At 72.5% G+C, this 23,013-nt stretch carries 23 protein-coding genes; 12 read left to right on the top strand and 11 right to left on the bottom strand.

The features are described 5' to 3' along the window. Window positions 1-40 precede the first annotated feature (40 nt). Window positions 41-1,102: an NADP-dependent oxidoreductase gene (locus JOD95_RS10805; protein WP_081984992.1), complete on the bottom strand. Its 1,062-nt coding sequence runs from the start codon at window positions 1,100-1,102 to the stop codon at window positions 41-43. A gap of 81 nt (window positions 1,103-1,183) precedes the next feature. Continuing rightward, on the bottom strand, window positions 1,184-2,104 hold the full coding sequence (locus tag JOD95_RS10800) for a metallophosphoesterase (protein WP_209684957.1): 921 nt from the start codon (window positions 2,102-2,104) through the stop codon (window positions 1,184-1,186). A 96-nt stretch (window positions 2,105-2,200) separates the two neighbouring features. On the opposite strand from JOD95_RS10800, the gene JOD95_RS10795 reads away from it, so the two are divergent. Further along, window positions 2,201-3,211 carry a GntG family PLP-dependent aldolase gene (locus JOD95_RS10795; RefSeq protein WP_307810422.1) on the top strand — a complete coding sequence of 337 codons (1,011 nt, stop codon included), beginning with the start codon at window positions 2,201-2,203 and terminating at the stop codon, window positions 3,209-3,211. A gap of 42 nt (window positions 3,212-3,253) precedes the next feature. Here JOD95_RS10795 and JOD95_RS10790 read toward each other — a convergent pair whose 3' ends face one another. The 4 genes from JOD95_RS10790 to JOD95_RS10775 form a co-directional block, all read right to left on the bottom strand. Continuing rightward, a complete protein-coding gene (locus tag JOD95_RS10790) occupies window positions 3,254-3,688 on the bottom strand; it encodes a hypothetical protein (RefSeq protein ID WP_209684956.1) in 435 nt (144 codons plus the stop codon). 82 nt (window positions 3,689-3,770) lie between these two features. Further along, window positions 3,771-4,046: a type II toxin-antitoxin system RelE/ParE family toxin gene (locus JOD95_RS10785; RefSeq protein ID WP_066655542.1), complete on the bottom strand. Its 276-nt coding sequence runs from the start codon at window positions 4,044-4,046 to the stop codon at window positions 3,771-3,773. Continuing rightward, entirely contained in the window at window positions 4,039-4,302 is a 264-nt protein-coding gene (locus JOD95_RS10780; RefSeq protein ID WP_066655545.1) for a type II toxin-antitoxin system prevent-host-death family antitoxin, read from the bottom strand. Before JOD95_RS10780 ends, JOD95_RS10785 begins: the two co-directional genes overlap by 8 nt. Window positions 4,303-4,362: 60 nt before the next feature. Continuing rightward, window positions 4,363-5,562 carry an ROK family protein gene (locus JOD95_RS10775; protein WP_209684955.1) on the bottom strand — a complete coding sequence of 400 codons (1,200 nt, stop codon included), beginning with the start codon at window positions 5,560-5,562 and terminating at the stop codon, window positions 4,363-4,365. Window positions 5,563-5,696: 134 nt separating this feature from the next. On the opposite strand from JOD95_RS10775, the gene JOD95_RS10770 reads away from it, so the two are divergent. From JOD95_RS10770 to JOD95_RS10745, 6 genes are all read left to right on the top strand, one after another. Beyond that, window positions 5,697-6,995, top strand: coding sequence for an ABC transporter substrate-binding protein (locus tag JOD95_RS10770; protein WP_066655551.1), 1,299 nt, complete (start codon window positions 5,697-5,699; stop codon window positions 6,993-6,995). 10 nt (window positions 6,996-7,005) lie between these two features. Beyond that, window positions 7,006-7,956, top strand: a complete 951-nt coding sequence (locus tag JOD95_RS10765) for a carbohydrate ABC transporter permease (protein WP_066655553.1) — start codon at window positions 7,006-7,008, stop codon at window positions 7,954-7,956. Beyond that, entirely contained in the window at window positions 7,956-8,861 is a 906-nt protein-coding gene (locus JOD95_RS10760) for a carbohydrate ABC transporter permease (protein WP_066655554.1), read from the top strand. The genes JOD95_RS10765 and JOD95_RS10760 overlap by 1 nt, the downstream gene beginning before the upstream one ends. A gap of 92 nt (window positions 8,862-8,953) precedes the next feature. Continuing rightward, window positions 8,954-10,615, top strand: a complete 1,662-nt coding sequence (locus tag JOD95_RS10755; protein WP_307810420.1) for a glycoside hydrolase family 13 protein — start codon at window positions 8,954-8,956, stop codon at window positions 10,613-10,615. A gap of 230 nt (window positions 10,616-10,845) precedes the next feature. Next, window positions 10,846-11,814, top strand: coding sequence for an ABC transporter ATP-binding protein (locus tag JOD95_RS10750; protein WP_245172184.1), 969 nt, complete (start codon window positions 10,846-10,848; stop codon window positions 11,812-11,814). Then, window positions 11,811-13,037 carry an ABC transporter permease gene (locus JOD95_RS10745; protein ID WP_066655562.1) on the top strand — a complete coding sequence of 409 codons (1,227 nt, stop codon included), beginning with the start codon at window positions 11,811-11,813 and terminating at the stop codon, window positions 13,035-13,037. Before JOD95_RS10750 ends, JOD95_RS10745 begins: the two co-directional genes overlap by 4 nt. 64 nt (window positions 13,038-13,101) lie before the next feature. On the opposite strand, the gene JOD95_RS10740 is transcribed toward JOD95_RS10745, so the two are convergent. Both JOD95_RS10740 and pnuC read right to left on the bottom strand, forming a co-directional pair. Further along, a complete protein-coding gene (locus JOD95_RS10740) occupies window positions 13,102-13,734 on the bottom strand; it encodes a TetR/AcrR family transcriptional regulator (RefSeq protein ID WP_209684953.1) in 633 nt (210 codons plus the stop codon). Between the two features lie 74 nt (window positions 13,735-13,808). After that, window positions 13,809-14,474, bottom strand: coding sequence for a nicotinamide riboside transporter PnuC (gene pnuC / locus JOD95_RS10735; protein ID WP_209684952.1), 666 nt, complete (start codon window positions 14,472-14,474; stop codon window positions 13,809-13,811). A 99-nt stretch (window positions 14,475-14,573) separates the two neighbouring features. On the opposite strand from pnuC, the gene JOD95_RS10730 reads away from it, so the two are divergent. Beyond that, window positions 14,574-15,116: a hypothetical protein gene (locus tag JOD95_RS10730; RefSeq protein WP_209684951.1), complete on the top strand. Its 543-nt coding sequence runs from the start codon at window positions 14,574-14,576 to the stop codon at window positions 15,114-15,116. A 25-nt stretch (window positions 15,117-15,141) separates the two neighbouring features. On the opposite strand, the gene JOD95_RS10725 is transcribed toward JOD95_RS10730, so the two are convergent. Beyond that, window positions 15,142-15,900 carry a TetR/AcrR family transcriptional regulator gene (locus JOD95_RS10725; protein WP_066655576.1) on the bottom strand — a complete coding sequence of 253 codons (759 nt, stop codon included), beginning with the start codon at window positions 15,898-15,900 and terminating at the stop codon, window positions 15,142-15,144. 85 nt (window positions 15,901-15,985) lie between these two features. Here JOD95_RS10725 and JOD95_RS10720 point away from each other — a divergent pair, with 85 nt between their 5' ends. Next, a complete protein-coding gene (locus JOD95_RS10720) occupies window positions 15,986-16,849 on the top strand; it encodes an NAD(P)H-binding protein (protein WP_209684950.1) in 864 nt (287 codons plus the stop codon). Between the two features lie 65 nt (window positions 16,850-16,914). Here JOD95_RS10720 and JOD95_RS10715 read toward each other — a convergent pair whose 3' ends face one another. Beyond that, the gene (locus JOD95_RS10715; RefSeq protein ID WP_209684949.1) at window positions 16,915-17,655 is read right to left on the bottom strand and encodes a hypothetical protein; all 741 of its coding nucleotides are present in this window, start codon (window positions 17,653-17,655) and stop codon (window positions 16,915-16,917) included. Between the two features lie 68 nt (window positions 17,656-17,723). Between JOD95_RS10715 and JOD95_RS10710 the strand changes: the two genes are divergently transcribed. Beyond that, on the top strand, window positions 17,724-18,278 hold the full coding sequence (locus JOD95_RS10710; protein ID WP_209684948.1) for a TetR/AcrR family transcriptional regulator: 555 nt from the start codon (window positions 17,724-17,726) through the stop codon (window positions 18,276-18,278). A 12-nt stretch (window positions 18,279-18,290) separates the two neighbouring features. On the opposite strand, the gene JOD95_RS10705 is transcribed toward JOD95_RS10710, so the two are convergent. Next, a complete protein-coding gene (locus JOD95_RS10705; RefSeq protein ID WP_209684947.1) occupies window positions 18,291-19,175 on the bottom strand; it encodes an aminoglycoside phosphotransferase family protein in 885 nt (294 codons plus the stop codon). Window positions 19,176-19,366: 191 nt separating this feature from the next. On the opposite strand from JOD95_RS10705, the gene JOD95_RS10700 reads away from it, so the two are divergent. Together JOD95_RS10700 and JOD95_RS10695 are read left to right on the top strand one after the other, a co-directional pair. Next, window positions 19,367-21,136, top strand: coding sequence for a hypothetical protein (locus JOD95_RS10700; protein WP_209684946.1), 1,770 nt, complete (start codon window positions 19,367-19,369; stop codon window positions 21,134-21,136). 227 nt (window positions 21,137-21,363) lie between these two features. Continuing rightward, the gene (locus JOD95_RS10695) at window positions 21,364-22,869 is read left to right on the top strand and encodes a cryptochrome/photolyase family protein (RefSeq protein WP_209684945.1); all 1,506 of its coding nucleotides are present in this window, start codon (window positions 21,364-21,366) and stop codon (window positions 22,867-22,869) included. Window positions 22,870-23,013: the final 144 nt, after the last annotated feature.

Below are 23,013 nucleotides of genomic sequence, written 5' to 3'. Positions count from 1 at the left end.
CCTCCTGCCGGAGACCGGGCCCGATCCTCGCGCGTGTGGTTCAGGCCTCCGGGCTCGCCGACCCGCCGGCCATCGTCTCGGTGTCCGCGCCTCGTGCATCGGCGTAGCGGTCGCGCAGGTCACGCGCCTTCTCCGAGCGGTACCAGTCGAGTCGCGCACCGGTCTCCACCGTCTGCATGCCGATCACGACCTTGCCGCGGGAGCGCATCTCGGCCAGGTCCTCGTAGGCGTCGACGATGTACTCGAACGGGTAGAAGCCCGAGATGAGCACCTGCACGCGGCGGTCCTGCACGGCCTTGCCGAGCAGGGTGAGCAGGTCACGGGCCTCCTCGTCGTCGGCCGGTGCCCGCAGGAACCGGATCTCGACGTCGCGGCGGTGCTCGGAGGTCACCAGCCGCTCCGACGGCACGCCGAGCCGCGATGCGAGGTCCGCTGCACCGCCACCGCCGTGGTTGTCGATGAACGCGGTGATCGGCCGGCCGGCCGCCATCTGCCGGATGCGGTCCTCCTCGCCTTCGCCGTACGCGACCGGCAGCGTACCGATCTGCCGCAGGTAGTCGTGGTTCCGCGGGCTGCCGAGGGCGATGACGGTCGCGCCGGCATCGTGCGCCAGCTGGCACTCGATGTGCCCGACACCGCCGGCAGCGGCGGAGATCACGACGGTGTCGTCGGGCCCGAGACGGAGTCCGCGGACGATCGTCGCGGCGGTGGCGCCGGCCAGGTAGAGGCCGCCGGCGACCTCCCACCCGACGTGCTCGGGCTTCTTCACGACCGCACCGCGGGGCACGCGGATCCACGTGGCGTGGGCACCGCCCTCGGGCGCGTGGCCCATCACCTCGTCGCCGACCTTGAGGTCACGGACCTCGGCGCCGCGGGCCCGGACGATGCCGGCGAAGTCGACGCCCTGGTGGGCAGGGAACTCGAGGTCGATGTGGTCGCGCAGCTTCCCCTCGCGGAGGAACCGCTCGACGTGGTTCAGGCCGGCGGCGACGACCTCGACGACGACGTCGCCGGGTCCGGGCTCGGGACGTTCCTGCGGGACGAGGTCGACGACGTCGAACCCGCCGTACCGGTCGTACTGCACTGCACTACCGATGCGCATGGGGGACTCCTTCCGTGGGCATGGCTCCGGTGTACTCGCGACGCCGGAACGGTGTCCGTGAGCGAGGGGTACCGGGCGCCGTCAGCGCGCGGCGGGCCCCGCCTGCTCCGCGATCCGTGCCACCGTCTCGGCGTCGAGCGCGAAGGCGAGCACGTCGCGGTCCGGGTCGGGGACGCGGACCGGTGTCGACCAGACGGAGCCGTCGGTGGCGACGTCGACGACCAGTGCGCCGTGGGCGACGTGGGCGGACTCCTCGGCGTACGGTCCGACGACGTCCGTGTCGTTCGCGACCCCGGGCGCGACGAGCACCGGGACGCCGGCGAGCGACCCGGCGCTGTGGTGGTGCTGGTGCCCGCCGAGCACCACCCGGACGTCCGAGCCGTCGAGGAGCTCGGCGAGGTCCTCGGGGTCCTGCAGGCGGAGGGCCTCGTGCAGCAAGGTCGGCGAGGGCACCGGCGGGTGGTGGAGCACGACGACCGTGCCGTGCGGGACGGGCTCGCCGGTGAGCGCCGTGCGGAGTCGCTCGAGCGCGGCGTCGCTGAGCGCGCCGTAGCCGGCACCGGGGACGCTCGTGTCGACCGTCACCACGCGGAAGCCGGCGACGACCGACTGCCCGGAGACCGGCACGGACGGCGGGACGTACTCCATCGTGTGCGCGAGCGGCGTGCCGCCCTCGCCGAGGACGTGGCCGTTCGCGAGGACCTGGCGGAAGCCCTCGCGGAGGTCGTGGTTGCCGGGGACCAGGACGAGTGCGGCGCCGTGCCGCTGCGCCCATGCGCCGATCCGCTCGCGAGCCGTGCGGTAGGACGCAGGACTCCCGTCCTCGGACACGTCCCCCGAGACCACGACCAGGCCGACGCCCGGGACCCCGTCGACGTGCGCGAGCACCGCGTCCAACGCCGCCGTCGTGTCGACCGATCCCTGGTGCAGGGCACCGTCACCGGTCAGGTGCGTGTCGGACAGGTGGAGGATGCGGAGGGTCCCGGCTGCTGGCGGCTGCATGGGCCTCACGCTAGCGACGCCGGTGATCGACGGACTGGACGGCGGGTCGGTGTTGCCTGGTGATCGACGGACCGGACGGCGGGTTAGCGTTGCCCGGTGACCGACGCTCCGATCGACCTGCGCTCCGACACCGTGACCCGCCCGACGCCCGCGATGCGCCGGGCGATGGCCGACGCCGAGGTCGGTGACGACGTCTTCGGCGAGGACCCGGAGACGAACGCCCTCGAGCGCGAGGTCGCCGACCTGCTCGGCCACGAAGCCGGGCTCTTCACCCCGACCGGCTCGATGGCGAACCAGCTCGGGCTGCGGCTGCACGTCGCGCCGGGCGAGGAACTCCTGGCGGACGTCCGTGCCCACGTCGTCCGCGCCGAACTCGGTGCCGCGGCGGTGTTCTCCGGCATCACGACGCGCACGTGGCCCTCGGAACGCGGACGCCTCGTCGCGGCGGCGGTCGCGGAGGTGGCTGAGCCGAACGCCGGCGCCTACAGCGTGTCCACGACGGCGATCGCGATCGAGAACACGCACAACTTCGGTGGCGGGACGGTGCAGCCCGTCGACGAGGTCCACGCCGTGCAGGCGTTCGCGCGGGAGCACGGCATCGCGGTGCACCTCGACGGTGCCCGGTTGTGGAACGCCCACGTCGCGTCGGGGATCGCGCTGCGCGACCTCGCCGCGGGGTTCGACACCGTGTCGGTCTGCCTGTCGAAGGGGCTCGGCGCGCCGGTCGGCTCGGTGCTCGTCGGCTCCCGGGAGCACGTCGCCGCGGCCCGCACCTGGCGGAAGCGCTACGGCGGGGGCATGCGGCAGACGGGCTTCCTGGCCGCGGCGGGCCGGTACGCGCTCCGGCACCACGTCGACCGGCTCGCCGAGGACCACACCAACGCCCGGGTGCTCGCGTCCGCGCTCGACCTCGACCCCGCGACCGTCGACACGAACATCGTCTTCGCCGAGGTGACCGATCCGGCAGCCTTCGTGGCCGCGGCCGCCGAGCGGGACGTGCGGGTGATGCAGCTCGGCCCGAGGCACGTCCGGCTCGTGACGCACCTCGACGTCAGCGCCGAGCAGGCCGCCCGTGCCGCCGAGGTCCTGGCGGCGCTCCCCCGCTGAGGGGCCGCGAGCGGCCGCCGGGCGCTCGCGGCCCGCGCCCGGTCAGTCGCACATCCAGCGCGAGCCGAAGGCGTCGTGGACCCGACGCAACGCGTCCGGGGTCCCCCACTCCTGGACATCGACGCAACCAGGACCGGCCTGCGCCGCGACGACGCCGAACCGCCCGACACCGCTGTACGCGTACCGGACGCCCGACGCGGCAGCCTGCGAACCGGTGCCGAGCGATCCCCCCGGCAACTGCAGCTGGCCTCCGTCGGGGAAGACGAGCACCTGACCGGTCGGCTCGCACGCTGGCGGGTCGTCGGACGCCAGGGCGGAGACCGAGACGGGTGCTGCGCCGTTGCACACCGGGAGCGGGGCCGCGTCGCTGCCCGTCAGGGTGAGGACACCCTCCTCCGGACCGACGGCGACGCACCCGGTGCACAACACCGCGAGCAAACCGAGGACCGTGGGAACGAGGACGGGTCGGATCGTCACGGGCTCAGTCTGCCGCGGACCGAGCCGCGGTGTCACTGATCGGCCCAGGGGGGTCGGCGGTCGGTCGGTCGGTCGGTCGGGTTCAGCGGTACACGTCACGGCGGTGGCCGATGACCAGCACGAGGACCACCAGACGATCGTCGACGATCTCGTAGACGATCCGGTGGTCGCCCACACGGACCCGGAACTCGCCCGGCCGGCCGACCAGCGCGGTCGACCCTGGCGGACGCGGCGTCGTGCGGAGCAGGACCAGGGCGGCGAGCAACCGCCGCTGCACGACCCGGTCGAGCTTCGTCAGCGCCTTCGCGGCACGCTTGGTCAGCTCGACCCGGTACTCGACGGGCGAGGCTTCACCCAAGCGTGATGCCCAGCTCGCGGGCGACCTGCTCGAGGGGCAGCGTCTCCGGGTCCTCCGCGAGTTCCCGCCGAGCGCGATCGACAGCGGCCCGGTCCATCGCGTCCTCGAGCGCCTGCAGTGCCCGGCGAGCCAGTTCCGCCTCGAGCACGACGACCTGCTCGCGGCCGCGGACCGTGATGGCGACCGGTTCGCGGTGCGCATGGTCGATGAGGTCGGACCATCGCTGGCGTGCTTCACTCGCGGGCAGGTTGTACATGTACCGATCGTACGACTCGTACGTCCGGTCGGGAAGGGCTCGGTGGCAGCGGATCGGCGGTCAGGTCGCGACGGCGGGGGTCTCGGCGGGCAGCGGGAAGGCCAGCGGGTCGGCGTGCACGAGGTCGAGCGCACGCGCGACGGCGCCGAGGACCACGACGTCGCCGCCGAGCCGCGACGGCACGACCTCGGGCGTCGGGTCGTACTCCCAGGCAGCCAGGTGCTCGCGCGCCCGCTCGATCACGGGAGCGGCGGCGTCGGCGATCGCTCCGGCGACGACCACGCGGTCGATGTCGAGCAGGCTCGCGAGCAGGACGCAGACCCGGGCGAGGCGGTCCCCCAGGCGGTCGACGACCTCGAGCGCCACCGGGTCGAGCAGGGCGGCGGCGGCGAACACCGCCTCGGCGCCCGGCTCCTCGACGCCGCCGAGCAGGGAGGCCGGACCGATGCGCCCGTCGGCCCGCGCCGCGCGGACGAGCTCGCGGGCGGTGCGTCCGATGCCGTTCGACGAGGCCACCCCGTCGACCAGGTCGAGCACCCGGAGCTCACCGGCACCGCCCCGGGCACCGCGGAGCAGCACGCCGTCGACGACCAGGCCGGCGCCGAACCGCTCGCCCGAGAGCAGCGCCGCGAACGAGGCGTCCCCCGAGGAGGGCCGTTCGGCCAGCGCGGCGGCGTTCGCGTCGTTCTCGACCACGACGACACCGTGGGGCACGACGTCCGAGAAGCCCGGGTTCATGCTGTCCCAGAAGCCGCCGTCGCGGGGTGACGCACCGAGCGCGTCGACCGGAGCCGGGATGCCGACGACCGTCACGAGCACGCGGGCGGCGTCCACGCCGGCCGCGGTGAGTGCCGCCGCGACGGTGTCGGTCGTCACACTGAGCCGGACGGGCACCTCGAGCCCGGACTCGCCGAGCGCCCCCTCGGTGCGGGCGAGGACGGTGCCCCGCAGGTCGGCGACGAGCGCGGTGACGCGGTGCTGCCCCGCGTCGACGCCGACGACGACCCCGGCGTCCGCGACGAGTTCCCAGCGCCGGGCGGGCCGGCCCTTCCGGTACTCGCCTGCCGTGCGGGCGTCGTCGAGGTCGCGGAGCCAGCCGAGCCGGACGAGCTCCGCGCACGCGGCGAGGACGGTCGAGCGGGTCAGCCCCGTGGCGTCGATCGCCTCGGTCGCCGTGAAGGCACCGGACGACGGCTCGAGGGCGTACGCCAGGACCGTCTCGGCGCTGGTCGCGCGGGGGGTCACACGGCGTTGTGGCATGCGCCGACCCTACCGCGACGCGACTTGCTTGCGCGATTAGATTTTCTGAGTACATTTAGTCGCGCGAGCCGACACCGACGCCGGCACGCGAGTCGGAACGGCAGGGACGCCGGGTCCGGACGGACGGAGACGACGTGCAAGCACACGCCACCACCAGGAGCACGGCCGGGGTCACCCGCCGCGGGTTCCTGCTCGGTGCGGGCGGCATCGGCGCGGGCCTGGCACTCGCCGGGTGCGCCCCGCTCGGAGGATCGAGCAGCCGACCCGAGACGATCACCTTCTACGTGTCGAAGCCCGAGGTCATCGGGTACTTCGACGACGTCATCGCGAAGTTCCACGACAGCCAGTCGACGATCCGCGTGGTCCGCGACTCGACGTCGAACATGTCCGCGAACTTCGTCCGGAACCGACCGCCGGACCTCGGGTGCCTGAACTACAACTACGCGATGGTGTCGTTCGTCGAGCACGGGGCCCTGACCGACCTGTCCGACCTGCCCGAGAAGGACACGATCAACCCCGACCTCTGGCCCCTGATGCGCCAGACCGCCGACTACCCGGGCCGGACGAGCGTCCTGCCCTACTCGGTGACCGCCGCGTCGGTGATCTACGACAAGCAGCTGTTCGCGCAGCAGGGTCTCGAGGTGCCGACGACCTGGAGCGCGTTCACCGACGTGTGCGAGCGTCTCGTGAAGGCCGGGATCACCCCGATGTACGGCACGTACAAGGACAACTGGACGATCGCCCAGGGCATGTTCGACTACTCGGTGGGCGGCATGCTCGACGTGCCGTCGACCTTCGCGGCGCTCGACCGCGAGGGCACCTCGGTCGGCAGGGGGTCGGCGGTGTCGTTCGAGAAGGACTTCGCCGCTCCCGTCGGTCGCATGGTGGACCTGCTGCAGTGGCACCAGCAGGGCGCCGCCAGCCGGGGCTACGGCGACGGCAACCTCGCGTTCGCGCAGGGGAAGGCGGCGATGTACCTGCAGGGCCCCTGGGCGCTCGGCGAGATCGCGAAGACGAACCCCGACATGGACCTCGGCACCTTCCCGTTCCCGGCGACCGACGACCCCGCCGACAACAAGGTGCGCGTCAACGTCGACCTCGGGCTCTGGATCCCCGAGGCCTCACGGAAGCAGGAGGCCGCCCGCGAGTTCCTGTCCTTCCTGATGAGCCCGGAGATCAGCGACCGGTACAACGCCGACAACAACGGCTTCGGCGTGCGGAAGGACTCTCCTCCGGTCTCGAACCCCGCGCTCCGCGGCATGCAGGACTCGTACGACCAGGCCGCGTTCTACCTCGGCGCCTCGCAGCTCATCCCCGCCGAGATCCCGGTGGCGAACTACCTGCAGTCCATCGCCTTCGGCGGTGCGCCCGACCCGCAACTCCGCACCCTCGACGGCGACTGGGCGCGGCTCGCGCTCCGGTCGGCCGCGTAAGGAGACGACCTTGGCCACCACGACCACCGAATCGATCACGACGGCGGACCGCCGCCGCCGGGGCGGAGCCGCACCGCGCCTCCAGGCCGGCGTCCGCGGACGCGCCAAGCGCGTCGATCCGCTCTTCCTCCTGTTCCTCGTCCCCACGCTCGTGCTCTTCACCCTCGCCATCACGCTCCCCGCAGCGATGGGCATCGTGCTGAGCTTCACGAACTCCGTCGGCTTCGGCGAGTTCCGGTTCACCGGCCTGACGAACTACGTCGCGGTGTTCTCCGACCCCGCGATCCTGCAGGCGTACCTGTTCACCATCGGGTTCTCGCTCGTCACCGTGCTCCTGGTGAACGCCGTGGCGTTCCTGCTCGCGATCGCGCTGACGTCGAAGATCCGCGGCAAGATCGCGCTCCGCGGCGTCTTCGTCCTGCCGATGGTGATCTCCGGCATCGTCATCGCCTACGTGTTCTCGTTCCTCTTCGCGAACAGCCTGCCGGCGCTCGCGACCACGCTCGGCATCGCCCCGCTCGAGCAGAGCATCCTGGCGAACCCCGACCTGGCGTGGGTCGCGATCGTCGTCGTGACCGCCTGGCAGGCGATCCCGTCGACGCTCCTCATCTACATCGCCGGCGTCCTGTCGATCCCCGGCGAGGTGTACGAGGCCGCGGCGCTCGACGGTGCCAGCGCCTGGCGGCAGCTGGTCTCGATCACCGCACCCCTGACGGCGGGCTACATCCTCATCAACCTCGTGATCGGGTTCAAGAACTTCCTGAACTCGTACGACATCGTCGTCGGCCTGACCGACGGCGGCCCGGGCACCTCGACCACGACGGTCGCGATGTCGATCTTCAAGGGCTTCAGCGGCGGCGACTACGCGTACCAGATGGCGAACGCGACGATCTTCTTCGTGATCGCCGTCGTCATCGCCGTCATCCAGCTGCGGGCGACCCGCGGGAAGGCAGCGCTCTGATGACCATGCAAGCACCCCTCCGCCCGGGCACGACGGCGACCGGCAGCATCCGGTCGGTCGATGCCGACCGCACCGCCGGACGCCGCGGTGAACGGTTCAACTGGCCGGTCACGATCGTCCTCGCGCTGTGCACCCTGTCCGTCCTCGTCCCGCTCTACGTCACCGTGACGATGGCGTTCAAGACCACGACGCAGGCCGTGGACGGCAACGCGTTCTCGCTGCCGGCGCCGTTCAGCGTCGACGGCTTCGTGCAGGCCTGGGAGCTCACGGACTTCCCGCGGGCGTTCGGCGTCTCGGTGCTCATCGCGGCGATCACCGTCGTCGGGACGATCCTGCTCGCGTCGTTCACGGCGTACGCCATCGCCCGGAACTGGGAGCGCCGCTTCTTCCGCTGGTCGTTCTTCTACCTGCTCGCCGCGATGTTCCTGCCGTTCCCGGTGCTCGCGCTGTCGCAGGTGAAGCTCACGGGCCTCGCCGGGCTGGACAACCCGTTCGGCGTCGCGATCCTGCACGTCATGTTCCAGCTGTCGTTCAGCGTGCTGCTCTTCACCGCGTTCCTGCGCTCGATCCCGGCCGAGCTGGAGGAGAGTGCCCGCATCGACGGTGCGAGCACGGGGCAGGTGTTCTGGCGACTGGTGTTCCCGCTCCTCGCGCCGATGAGCGCCACCGTCGGCATCTTCGCGTTCCTGGCGTCCTGGAACGACTTCGTGATGCCGTCGCTGATCACCTCGGACCCGGCGCTGCAGACCCTGCCGGTGCTGCAGCAGATGTTCCAGACGCAGTTCAGCAACAACTACAACGTGTCGTTCGCCTCGTACCTGATGGCGATGGCCCCGGCGATCATCGTCTACCTCGTCACCCAGCGATGGGTGATGGCCGGCGTGACCCAGGGCGCGATCAAGTGACGCCGACGTCGCCGTCCGCGACCGCGACCGCGGACACGAACGCAGCCGCAACGACCACGACCACCACCCGCACGAACAACGAAAGGCCCGACGTGACCGACACGCTCGTCCAGCCCGCAGCCGCCACCGACGCCGAGACCTGGTGGCGCCAGGCGAGCGTCTACCAGGTGTACCCCCGCTCGTTCGCCGACGCGGACGGCGACGGCATCGGCGACCTCCGCGGGGTGACCTCGCGGGTGCCGTACCTGTCCTCCCTCGGCATCGAGGCCGTCTGGCTCAGCCCGTTCTACCCGTCGGCGCTGGCCGACGGCGGCTACGACGTCGACGACTACCGCGACGTCGACCCGCGTCTGGGCACCCTCGCCGACTTCGACGACATGGTCGAGGCTATGCACGGCGCCGGCATCCGCGTGATCGTCGACATCGTGCCGAACCACACGAGCGACCGGCACGCGTGGTTCCGCGAGGCACTGGCGTCGCCGAAGGGCAGCCCGGCCCGGGACCGCTACGTCTTCCGTGACGGCACCGGCCCCGACGGGTCCGAGGCGCCGGCCGACTGGGTGTCGATCTTCGGCGGCCCGGCCTGGACCGCCGTGGGCGACGGCCAGTGGTACCTGCACAACTTCGCGACGGAGCAGCCCGACCTGAACTGGGCGAACCGCGAGGTGCGCGACGACTTCCTGCACACGCTGCGCTTCTGGTCGGACCGCGGGGTCGACGGCTTCCGCATCGACGTCGCGCACGGCCTGGCGAAGGACCTGCCCGCGGGCGAGCTGCCCAGGTGGGCCGAGGTGCTCGCCGCCCCGAAGGACGGCTCGCACATCCTGTGGGACCGCGACGACGTGCACGAGATCTACGCCGAGTGGCGCACGGTGTTCGACGAGTACACCCCGGCCCGCACCGCGGTCGCCGAGGCGTGGGTCGCAGCCGACCGCCGTGCCCGGTACGCCAGCGCCGAGGGACTCGGGCAGGCGTTCAACTTCGACCTGCTCGAGGCGGACTTCGACGCACAGCAGTTCCGCACGATCATCGAGTTCAACCTCGGGCTCGCCGAGCAGTCCGGCTCGTCGACGACGTGGGTGTTCTCGAACCACGACGTCGTCCGGCACGCCACCCGCTACGCACTGCCCGCCCGCAACGGCGACGAGCAGAAGCAGGGGTCCGCGTGGTTGCTCGCGGGCGGTGACCAGGCGGCGCTCGACCGTTCGCTCGGACTCCGTCGGGCGCAGGCGGCGACGCTCCTCGAGCTCGCGCTGCCCGGCTCGGCCTACCTGTACCAGGGCGAGGAGCTCGGCCTGCACGAGGTCGGCGACATCCCCGACGCCGAGCGCCAGGACCCGGCGTTCTTCCGGAACCCGGGCGTGGACGTGGGCCGTGACGGCTGCCGCGTGCCGATCCCGTGGACGCGGCAGGGTTCGTCGTTCGGGTTCGGCGACGGCGGCTCGCACCTGCCGCAGCCGGCGTGGTTCGCGCAGGTCTCGGTCGAGGCGGAAGACGCCGACCCCGACTCGACGCTGAACCTGTACCGGAAGGCCCTGGGCCTGCGCGGCCAGCTGCAGTCCGAGGAGCACCTCGAGTGGCTCGAGACCGGTCGCGACGACGTGCTCGCGTTCCGCCGGCCGAACGGCTGGACGAGCGTGACGGTGTTCGGCGACGAGCCGTACGCACTCCCCGCCGGCGAGCTACTGCTCGCCTCCGCGCCGGTGGCAGACGGCGCACTGTCGGGTGTGGGGACCGCCTGGTTGCGTTCCTGACGGAACCCGGTGGCGGACGGGAGGCGCGGTGCAGGCAGGCACCGCGCCTCCCGTCCGTCGTGTGGTCACCTCGGTCGTCGCCCACCGGGCAGGACCGGGCGTACCAGGTGGGAACGGGCGTACCGGGTCGAACCGTTCGACCAGGTACGCCCGTTCTCGCTTCCCACCGCACGTGCGATGGGAAGGAACGGGCGGCGGAACTCGCGGCGGCCGCCGGTAGGGTCGGCAGCATGAGCGGCGCGAGCATCAGCGTGCGGGACCTCGTCATGCGCTTCGGGGACCGGGACGTCGTCGACGGGCTGTCGTTCGACGTGGCCCCCGGCGAGACCTTCGGGCTGCTCGGCAGCAACGGATCGGGCAAGACCACCACGATCCGGGCGCTGCTCGGCATCACGACGCCGACCTCCGGCACCCTGCTCGTCGACGGCGCACCGTACCGACCCGCGACCGGCGGCATCGGGTACCTGCCCGAGGAGCGCGGGCTGTACCGCAAGGAGTCCGTGCTCGACGTCATGACCTACTTCGGCACGCTGCGGGGCCTCCGCCGCACCGAGGCCGCGGCGTGGAGCACCGAGTACCTCGAGCGCGTCGGGCTCGCCGACCGCGCGAAGCTCCGTGTCGACAAGCTGTCCGGCGGGCAGCAGCAGAAGGTGCAGCTCGGCATCACGATCATGGACCGACCGCGCCTGCTCATCCTCGACGAACCGACGAAGGGGCTCGACCCGGTCAACCGTCGGCTGCTCCTCGACCTGGTCGACGAGCGGAAGGCGGACGGCGCGACCGTGGTCCTCGTCACGCACCACATGGACGAGGTCGAGCGCCTCTGCGACCGCATCCTGCTGCTCAAGGACGGCCGGGCAGCCGCGTACGGCAGCATCCCCGACGTGCAGGACGCCTTCGGCGGCGCCGTCGCCCGGGTGCAGCTCACCGGCACGATCCCCCGTTCTCCCCTGTACCGCCTCGCCCGGCACGAGGGTCACGTCGCCCACCTGGTGCCCACCGAGGCAGCCGCGGTGGACGGGTCGGACATCCTCGCCGCGCTCGTCGGCGCAGGTGTGCACGTGACCGCGTTCGAGATGCGCCGCATCCCGCTCGACGAGATCTTCGTCCAGGTCTACGGCCACGACGCCGGGGCCGACCAGGCCCCGGCCGGCCGGGCGTCGACGCAGCACACCACCGCGAGCGGGGCGGCGGCGTGAGCCGGCTCGGGACGGTCGTGCGCTTCGAGTTCGTCCGCGCCGTCAAGAAGCCCGCGTTCTGGATCGGCACCCTCGCGCTCCCGATCGTCGTCGTCCTGGTCTCGGTGCTCGTCGGCGTCGGACAGGCGGCCGGCTCCGACTCGATCTCGTCGAGCGCCTCGGCGGCGAAGACGTCGTTCCGGTACGTCGACCACTCGGGCCTGGTGTCGGCGCGGGTCGCGGCCGAGTGGGGCGGGTCGCCGTCCGACGACCCGGCCGCCGACCGCGCGGCCGTCCGGGCGGGCACGCTCGAGCTCTTCGTCGAGTACCCGGAGAAGCCGTCGGCGCAGGCGATCCGGCTGGATGCCGCCGACCGCGGACTGTTCGAGAACGGTGGCTACTCCTCGCTCGCCGAGCGGGTGCTGGAACGCAGCGTCGCGGCCTCGGTCGGTGACGACGAGGCCGTCGCGCTCCTCCGCGCCCCGCCGTCGACCGACCTGACCACGTACGCCGACGGCCGCGTCGCCCCGGGCTGGCTGTCGATCGTCCCACCGCTGCTCTACGCCCTCGCGTTCTTCGGCATCGTGATCCTGCTCGCGACCCGCATGGTGACGGTGGTCGTCGAGGAGAAGGAGAACCGCATCTCCGAGATGATCCTGACCGCGGTGACGGCCGGTGACCTGATCCGGGGCAAGGTCCTCGCCATGTTGCTCGTCGGGCTCGTGCAGGTCGGGGTCGTCGTGCTGCCGGGGCTCGCGGTCGCCCTGGTCGCACTGCCCCTCGTCGCGTCGCGGCTCGGCGGCCTGACGGTGGACCCGTGGCGGATGGTCGTCGGTGCGCTGCTGCTCGTCGGCGGGGTGCTGCTCGCCTGCGGGCTCTTCGTCGCCGTCGGCGCTGCGGTGCCCTCGATCAAGGACGCCTCGACGCTGCAGTCCGCCGCGATCTTCGCCCTGATCATCCCGCTCTACGCGGCGTTCTTCGTGATGACGACGCCGTCGTCGCCGGTGGCGGCGTTCTTCACGTACTTCCCCACCTTCACGCCGATCACCGCCATGGTCCGGAACGCCGTCGGATCGCTGTCCGTCGTCGAGTCCGTCGTCTGCATCGTCGAGGTGTTCGCCGTGGCCGCGGTGCTGCTCTGGTTCGCCGAGTACCTGTTCCGCCACTCGGTGGCGCAGTACGGGTCGAAGGTCACGGTGCGGCAGATCGCCGGCTGGCGCCGGGGCCGAGCCCGGGCACGCTGACGCGGTCCGACGAACGCGGGTCGTCGACGGGCCGACGGGTGTCGACGGCGGCACCGCTCGTGGGTCAGCCGCGGACGAGCGCCTCGTCCACGTCCCAGGCCACGGCTTCGGGCTCACGCCAGCCGTGCCGGAGCGTGTGCACGGCACGGTCGTACTCGACCAGGACGTCGAGGTACGGCCGGACGAGCATCTGCAGCTGGAGTCCCTCGTAGACCGCGAGCAACTGGGTCGCGGCCTGGTGGGCGGGGATGCCGATGGTCTCCAGACCGGCGTCGACGTCGCGCTGCAGCCCGACGGTGAGCTCCTCGACGTACTCCTCGAAGCGCTTGCGGAAGAAGCCGGCGAAGTCCCGTTCGGACGCGGCGAGGGTCACGACGCCCGCGAGCACCCGGACGAGACCGGGGTCGGCGACGTCCTCGGCCAGGGTCATCCGCACGTGCTCGAGCGTGCACCGCGGCACCGACGACCGGCGGGATCCGCGGAGCTGCAGCCAGCGGTCGTAGACCACCAGGAGCAGTCCGTCCCAGGTCGGGAAGAGCCGGTCGACGACCGTGCGGTCCACGCCGCAGGTCTCGGCGACCGTACCGGCGTCGACCTCGTGGAACGGGTGCAGCCGGTAGGCCCGGATCGCCCCGCGCACGATCCGCTCGGCCAGCGACGCGTCGTCCTCGACGGACCCGCCGTGCATGTCTGCCATCCCGACAGTCCACCGCACCCGGCCCCGGCGTGTCTCCACCCAGTGCGGGGGTCAGGCAACACCTGTCGAGCGCGTCAGCCCACCGTCAACGGCGCCGCCGACGGCTTGCGCCCCTGCTGTACCCAGACGAAGAACCCGGTCAGGGTGAAGGCGCCGTAGAAGACGTACATGAGCCCGGACGCGTAGTAGCCGGCCGAGAAGAGCAGCGGCACCCCGACCAGGTCGACCGCGACCCAGATCAGCCAGAACTCGACCCAGCCCTTCGCCATGCCGTACGTCGCCAGCACGGACCCGACGAAGATCCAGGCGTCGCTCCAGACCGGCTCGTACGAGCCGAGGGCCCGGAACACGGGCGTCAGGACGGCGGTGCCGCCCACCAGCGCCAGCACCAGCAGCCCCCGGGTCGACCAGGAGGCCCACCGCGGCTCGACGACGGTCGTCGCCTCGTCCGCGCGGTGCGTCCACCGGTACCACCCGTAGACGCTGACGACGATGAACATGACCTGTCGGCCGGCCTGGCCGAGCAGGTTCACCGGGTTCGGGGTGTCGAAGAGCGCACCCATGAACACCGTGAAGAGCAGGGCGTTCCCGAGGATCCCCACCGGCCACGCCCAGACCCTGCGACGCATCCCGCCGAGCGCACTGAGCAGCCCGAACACGTTGCCGATCACCTCGCGCCAGAGCACGGTCTGGTCGCCGATGACGAGCTGCGCGTCGAACAACCACCGCACGATGCCCATGGGCCCTCCTCGTTCCGAGACCGTGCAACCGTACGGGCAGCGGGCGCATTCCTCCGGCCGCGCGACCCCGTGTGACGTGCCGGTCTAGGCTCGGGCAGCGTGACGGACGGGCTCGTGGAGGACGCGGTGCGGCGAGCGCGGACCCTGCTCGACCACGCGGCCGCGCGCCTGCGGGCAGCCGGCGTCCGCGACGAGGCCCTCGGCGAGTACGTCGAGCCCCGCGCGGTCCTCGGGATCCGTCGGGAGCCGACGATCCGCTCGCTCGGCCGGGTCTGGCGCGTCGGAGCCCTGCTGCTCGGATCGTCCTCCGAGACCGCCGGCGGGGTCTGGGCGACCGGGCAGATCACCCGCGTGACCGACCCCGGACGCCAGCAGTTCGTCTCGGTCTCCGCCGAGGTGCGCCGCGCCTACCGGGCGGCCGCGGCGAAGGGGCACTTCGCCGCGGGCGACACGGTCAACCACGGCGCGGTGCCGATCCCGCTCGACGACTCGCTCGTCGGGGCCGACGGTGTGCTCGCCGTGGTCGACGGCGAACCGGTCGTCCGCTGGTCCCCCACCTCCGGGACCGCCGTGCCGCTCGAGGACTACCTGCGGGACCGGGTCGCGCTGCTCGTGGACCCGCCGAGGGGCGCGACCGACTGAGCTGCGTCCGACGCAGGTCGGACGGTCAGGCTCCTCCGGAGTCGGACTCCCGACGCCCCGCCGCCACGCGGTCGAGCCACTCCGCCAGGACAGCGCGCTCGGCTGCCGTCAGTCGGTCGAGTTCCTCGACGCCGGCGCGCAGGGTCGACGCCGCGGTGCGGAGCGCCCGGTCGGGACCGGCGACGACGTCGCGCTCGGGGACGACGACCTGCGCCTCGACCGCGGCCCAGACCGTCTCGGCCAGGGCAGGGTCGCGTCGGCCCTCCGGTTCGCCCAGGATCGCGAGCACGGCACCGGTACCGGCCGCGTGCACCAGCCGGACCGCCTCCGACGCCCCGACGAGGAGACGTCCGGCCACCGCGACCCGTCGCAACCGTTCCTCGAGCACACGCAGCCCGGCCGCCACGGCGGGTGACCCTCGCCCGCGACGCGGGTCGCTCATGATGACGAACAGGTCGGGGTTGGCGAGCCCGAAGGCGATGGTCGCGTCCCATCCCGCGCGGAGCGCCTCGACCGGGTCCGTCCCGTCCGCTCCGGCGGCGTCGACCATCGCGGCCTTCTCGGCGCTGAACACCGTCATGACGTGCTCGGCGACCGCGTCGAGCAGTCCGTCCTTGTCCCCGAAGAGCCGGTAGATCGTGGGCGCCTGCACTCCTGCTCTTGCGGCGACCGCTCGCGTCGTCACCGCGTCGACACCGCCGTCGTGGAGGAGCTCCGCAGCGCCGACCACGATGCGCTCGCGGACGTCGCGACGGGAGTCGATCGCCGGTGCGGTACTGGTCACGGATCAACGCTAACAGGTGCTTGCTTCCACCGAAAACCAGCGCTACGGTTCTCGTGTTTCCACCGCTAACACGAACGAGGCCACCATGATCACGATCACCGGAGCGACCGGCGCACTCAACGGCGCCACCGCCGACCACCTCCTCGACCACCTCCCGGCATCCCGGCTCACGGTGGTGACACGGGACCCCGCACGCGCCGCGCGGTTCGCCGAGCGCGGCGTGACGGTGCGTCACGGCGACTACGACGACCCGGCGGGCCTGGTCGAGGCCTTCGCCGGCTCGGACCGCCTGCTGCTCGTCTCGTCGAACGACCCGGGAGGGGACACCGTCCGGCAGCACCGGAACGCCGTGCAGGCCGCGGCGAGCGCCGGCGTCGGACACGTCTTCTACACGAGCCACCAGGGCGCGGGAGCGGCGTCCCCGTTCGTGCCGGCACAGCACCACGCCACCACCGAGGACCTGCTCGCCGAGTCGGGCCTCCGGTGGACCTCGCTCCGGAACGGCTTCTACGCCCACAGCCTGCAGTGGCTGCTGGGGCCGTGGCCGGAGACGGGGACGGTCGCCCTGCCGGCAGACGGACCGGTGTCCTGGACCGCCCGTGAGGACGCAGCCGAGGCGGCCGCCGCCCTGCTGCTGCAGGAGACGCCGGCCGAGGGACCGGTGACCATCACCGCGACCGCGGCACCGACCTTCGGGGAGCTCACGGACCGGCTGGCCGAGCGCGTCGGTCGCGACGTCGGCTTCCGGCTCGTCGACGCGGAACAGTGGGTCGGCGGCGCCGTCGCGGCGGGGCAGGACGAACGCATGGTCCGGTTCCTGCTCGGCATGTACGAGGCAGCGGCCGGAGGGTGGTTCGCGGGGACGGACCCGACGCTCCGGACGCTGCTCGGCCGCGAGCCGAGGTCTGCGGACGACGCACTCGACGCCGTCGTCGCCGGCACGCGCTGAGCGGACGCCGTCGTGCCGGTCGGCCTGCCGCGAGCGCGACGCCCCGGCCGACCGGCCGACAGGCATCAGTGGCGCGACCGCGCGGTGAGCCACTCGTCGAAGGACGGTCCGACCACCTCCGTACCCACGTCCGGCAGGAGCGCACCGTCGCGGAACGCGCGCCCCAGCCGACCGGGGATGCGGAGCGGCAGCGCACGGATGCCGGGAGTGGGCAGCGACTCCGTCATCGCCAGCAGTGTCGTCCGCCGCGGCCCGGCGACCTCGACGCGTCGCTCCCTGCGCTCACCCGAGACGACCTCCGCCACGACGGCGGCCACCGCGGTCAGCGCCACGGGAGCGATCGTCATCGCCGGGACCAGCGCGACGCGACCGACACCGAAACGCTCGGCGTTCTGCTCCGCGAACTCGTGCCACTGCGTCGAGCGCACCACCGACAGTTCGGCACCGGTCGTCGCGGCGGCCCGTTCCTGCGCTGCCTTGCCGGCGAAGTAGCCGTACCCCTGCACCTCCGGACGCTCGCACCCGAGGACCGAGAGCAGGACGTGCCGCGCCCCGACCGCTGCGGCAGCCGAACCGACCGCGGTGGTCGACCGGACGAAGAAGTCGGTGGCTCGTCGGCGGCTCGTCGTGAAGCGACCGGTGGCCTCGACCACCACGTCGGCACCCCGGAGCACAGCCGCGACGTCGTCGCGCAGGACGTCGAACCCCGTCCGCCGCGACGACACCTGCACCGCCCAGCCCCGCGCGGCGATCGCCGCTCCGATCGCTCGACCCGATGTTCCCCCGCCGACGACGACTGCGCGCACGACACCCTCCCGATCGATCCTCTACAGATGTAGAGAACAGTACGATGTCCTGGCCGAGAGGGGAAGCCATGGGACGACGCGACGACCTCGCCGACGCGGCGGTCCGTCTCGTGGCGCGCGGCGGCGCGCGGTCACTCACCCACCGCGGCGTCGACACCGAGGCAGGGGTCCCGCCCGGGTCGACGACGTACTACGCGTCGACCCGGCACGCACTGCTCGCGCTGGTGGCGGCGCGGATCACCGAGCAGCTGGCGTCCGACGTCGACGGACTCCAGCTGCCGGAGGACCCGGACGACGCCTCGGTCGTCGCGGTCGCCACCGGGTTCCTCGACGCACTCGCTGCTCGCGGCGATGCACAGGCCGCCCGGCTCGCGCTCCTCGTCGAACTGCGCGACGACCCCGGACTGCGTGCTCCCCTGACCGGCGCCGACCCGGTGCGTGACGACCTCGTCCGAGCGGCACGGACCCTGCTCGACGGCATCGGCGTCGTGGACCCGGACGGCTCAGCACGGGACCTCGTCGGGATCGTCGACGCCCTGCTGCTCTACCGGGTCGGCGCGGTCGCCGCCGTCGATCCGCACGCGGTGCTCACGGCCTACGTCGCCGGGCTCCCGCGGAGGTGAACCCCGCGGTGGTCAGGCGCCGAGCCCGTCGACCACCGCAGCACGGGCCATCGCGTCGACACCGTCGCCGAGCGCTCCCCTGCTCACCGACCAGAGGGCGGACTCGACCAGCCGCGCCGTGCACCAGGCGGCGATGCGGTCCGGGGACTGGCCGGTCGTGTCCGACAGCACGGCGACCCGGTGCCGGACGGCGCGCAGGGGGTCGCCCGTGCGGAAGGGGTCGCCGACCTGCACGAGCACCGGGCTCAGGTCGTAGGCCGGATCGCCGACCATCGGCTTCGGGTCGATGACGAGCCACGGCTCCCGGACCGCCGCGAGCACGTTGCCGGGGTTCGCGTCCCCGTGCACGACCACCGACCGTGGGGCGTCGCGGGGCAGGGTGCGGAGCAGGTCGGTGCCGCGGCGCACGAGTCCGGGGTCGAAGGGTGGCGCGAGCTCGAGCATCCGGGCTTCGGCGAGCGCCGCCCACTCCGCGGCGACGTCGGCGAGGGACTCGAACGGGTGGTCGTCCGGGATCCCGGTCGCCCAGAGCCGCGTGAGCAGACCACCCGCGGTGCGCAGGCGCTCCTCGGCCGGCACGTCGTCACGCTGCACGAGGCGGGTGCCGGGGTCGCAGCGCTCGAGCAGCAGCACGAAGGGGTCGTCCGGGTCCACGGCGAGCAGGCGGACCGCCCCGGCGCCGTCCCACCACCCGAGCGCTGCTGCCTCGTGCTCGGCCTCGCGGTGCGGCAGGGACAGCTTGAGGACGGCATCGCCGCCGTCGGGCAGCCGCACTCGGACGACGTGCGAGACGCTGCCGCCCGCGTACGGCTCGCCGGGGCGCAGGTCCCAGCGCTCGACCGCGCGGGCGAGCAGACGCGGGACGGACGCACGCCAGTCCTGCTCGGTCGGCCACATGCTCGGAGCGTACCGAGCGCCGGGACGGGGGTGGCGGGGCGGGGGCGATCCGGGCCTCCAGTCCGACCCCCGAACGGGGTACGCACTTGTCCGCCGCAGCACCGACTGCCGCGGCGTCCGGGCGGGTCTACCGTCTGTTGCGGGCGGCAACGGGGCCGTCCGACGACGAATCGAGCATCATGCAACGACGGATGAGCACGCTCCTCGCGACGATCACGGCGGTCGGACTGGTCGGCGCCCTGGCGCCGGCCGTGCAGGCACAGGCAGCCGTGCCGACCAGCGACACCCCGGACCTCGGCAGCAACGTCAAGGTCTACAGCCCGTCGACACCGACCTCGACCATCCAGGCCGACGTGGACGCGGCGTTCGACTCGCAGCTCCGCAGCAGCGGGGCGCAGTTCGGCTCGCAGCGGTACGCCTTCCTCTTCAAGCCGGGCAGCTACGGTCGGCTCTGGGCGAACCTCGGCTTCTACACGTCCGTGGCCGGCCTCGGCAAGAACCCGGACGACGTCACGATCACCGGTGCGATCAACGTCGACTCCGGGTGGAACGCCGGTGACGAGAAGAACGCGACGCAGAACTTCTGGCGGTCGGCGGAGAACCTGTCGGTCGTCCCCGAGGGCGGCACCGACCGCTGGGCGGTGTCGCAGGCCGCACCGATGCGGCGGGTCCACGTCGAGGGGAACCTGACGATGGGACCGTCGAACCAGGACGGCGGTCAGGGCTACTCGTCCGGTGGGTACATCGCCGACTCGAAGGTCGACGGCACCGTCACCAGCGGGTCCCAGCAGCAGTGGTACACCCGGAACTCCTCGCTCGGCAGCTGGCAGGGCGGGAACTGGAACATGGTGTTCTCGGGGGTGCAGGGCGCTCCCGCGAACGACTTCTCGAAGAGCTGGACCACGCTGTCGACCACGCCGGTGACGCGTGAGAAGCCGTACCTGTACATCGACTCGTCGAACAGGTACCACGTGTTCGTGCCGTCGCTGCGGACGAACTCCACCGGGGTGACGTGGCCGAACACGCCGGGGACCGACATCCCGATGCGGAACTTCTACGTCGCACACCCCGGTGACAGCGCGACGACGATCAACGGCGCGCTGGCGCAGGGGCTGAACCTGTTCTTCACCCCGGGCACGTACCAGCTGGACGCCGCGCTGAACGTCACGCGTCCGGACACCGTCGTCACGGGCGTCGGCTTCCCGACGCTCGTGCCGACGAAGGGCAACGCGGTCCTCACCAGCTCGGACGTCTCGGGTGTGAACGTCTCGAACCTCGTGGTCGATGCGGGCACGACGAACAGCGCGCAGCTCGTCCGACTCGGCACCGGCGGCTCGCACGCCGACCACGCGGCCGATCCGCAGAGCATCCAGGACGTGTTCTTCCGCGTCGGGTCGAGCATCCAGGGCAAGGCGTCGACGACGCTGCAGGTCAACGCGGACGACACGCTGGTCGACCACATCTGGGCGTGGCGAGCCGACCACGGCGGAGCGGCCACGGGGTGGAACGTCAACACCGGCGCCACGGGTGTCGAGGTGAACGGTGACGACGTCCTGGCGACCGGGTTGTTCGTCGAGCACTACCAGCGGTACGAGGTGCTGTGGAACGGCAACCGGGGTCGGACGATCTTCTTCCAGAACGAGATGCCGTACGACGTGCCGGACAACGCCTCGTGGCAGAGCCCGACCGGAGCCGGGTACGCGGCGTACAAGGTCGCGTCGGGGGTGTCGAACCACGAGATCTGGGGCGGTGGTGTCTACTGCTTCTTCAACACGAACCCCTCCGTGCACGCAGACCGGGCGTTCGAGACGCCAACGGGCGCGGGGATCCGGGCGCACGGGCTCGTGACGGTGTCGCTCGGTGACACGGGCACGATCTCGAGCGTCATCAACGGGGTCGGTGGGGCGGTACCGACGCCGGCGGGCAACACGGCGCCGAACCGGCTCGCGTCGTACAACTGACCGGGCCGGCCGGCCGCGACGGGGCCGTCGACGACACCGGTCGCACGACGGGCCGTCGGCGGCCGTTCCGGTCGCACGACGTGCCGCGCCCGCCGAACACGAGCGGCACGTCGTGCGACCGGAACGCGGCCGCCGGGCCAGCCCTGGCCGCCGACGCCGACGTCGGGGCACACCGGCCGTCAGCCCGGCGTCAGCCGGGCGTCACACGCCGCCGGTAGCGTCCGGGCATGGCACCCGACCACGGCAGCACCGACGCCGGCAGCACCGACCGCACCCGGCTCGTCCTCCCGGGGCAGTACGGACCGCTGTTCGACGACGGCGGCCCCGCGCTGGTGGTCGAGGCGCGCGAGTTCTTCACCGCCCGACCGATGCACCGGGCGAAGGCACACCTCTGGTTGAGCGCCCTCCGCCACCGGGTGCGGGAGCTCGGCGACCGGGCCGAGCACGTGCAGGTCGAGGGTCTCAAGGACGCCCTGGTCGGCCGGGACGACCTCGACGTGGTCGACCCGCCCTCCCGCACCCTGCGCGCGCAGGTCCGACACTGGGGCCGTGGCACCGAGATCCGGCCGAGCCGCGGCTTCATCACCGACGAGGCCGAGTTCGCCGAGTGGGCCGCCGAGCGCACCGGACGCTTCCGGATGGAGACCCACTACGAGCGGGTCCGCCGCCGCGAGGGCTGGCTCATGCACGCGGACGAGCCGATCGGCGGGAAGTTCAGCCTGGACGACCAGAACCGGGAACCACCGCCCAGGGGAGCGACCACGCTCGGGCTGCCCGATCCGTGGTGGCCGACCGAGGACGAGATCGACGACGAGGTCCGCCACGACCTCGACCGCTGGGAACACGACGGCCTCGTCCGCTTCGTCGGCAGGGACGACACCCGCCGCTTCGCCGTGACCGCCGACGAGGCCCGGCAGGCCCTCGACGACTTCGTGCAGGTCCGGCTCGGGGACTTCGGGCCGTTCGAGGACGCCCCGCTGACGAACGACTGGACCATGGCGCACTCGCTGCTCAGCGTGCCGATGAACCTCGGCGTGCTCGACCCGTTCGAGGTCGTCGAGGCAGCTCTCACCGCGCACCGCGACCACGACGCCCCGCTCGCGAGCGTCGAGGGCTTCGTCCGCCAGGTCGCGGGCTGGCGCGACTACGTCTGGCACCTCTACTGGTGGTTCGGCGACGACTACGGCGCCGAGGAGAACGCCCTCGGCGCACACGAGCGGCTCCCCCGCTGGTGGCAGGAGCTCGACGCGTCCGAGATCGACGCGGTCTGCCTGTCCACCGCGATGGAGGGTCTGCACGACCACGGCTGGCTGCACCACGTCCAACGGCTCATGGTGCTCGGCAACTGGGCCCTGCAGCGGGGCTACGACCCGGTCCACCTCACGGAGTGGTTCACCGACGTGTTCGTCGACGGCACCGACTGGGTGATGCCCGCGAACATCATCGGGATGTCGCAGCACGCAGACGGCGGGATGGTCGCGACGAAGCCGTACGCCTCCGGTGGCCGCTACATCGACCGGATGTCGGACCACTGCGGCGGGTGCCGCTACGACCCGACCAAGCGGCTCGGCGAGGACGCGTGTCCCTTCACCGCCGGCTACTGGGCGTTCCTGTCGCGCACCGAGCCCGCGCTGCGGGAGAACAACCGGATGGCGCGGCCGCTGCAGCAGATGCGGAAGCTGGCGGACCTCGACGAGGTGGTGGACCAGGAGGCGCGGCGCGGCACGCCCTGACCGGCCCCGCGTCCCGTCGTGACCAGGCGTGGGGCGGGGGGGCCCGGGGGGGGGCCCCCCCGGCCCCCCCGCCCCCCCCCCGGCCCCCCCCCCCCCCCCCCCCCGGGGCCCGGGGGGCGGCCGCCGCGGGGGGCCCCCCCCCCC

The organism is Curtobacterium sp. 1310 (assembly GCF_017834105.1).
In the GTDB taxonomy this organism is placed as follows: domain Bacteria; phylum Actinomycetota; class Actinomycetes; order Actinomycetales; family Microbacteriaceae; genus Curtobacterium.
The sequence above is the reverse complement of the archived record's forward strand: the minus strand, read 5'-3'. Positions and strand labels throughout refer to the sequence as shown.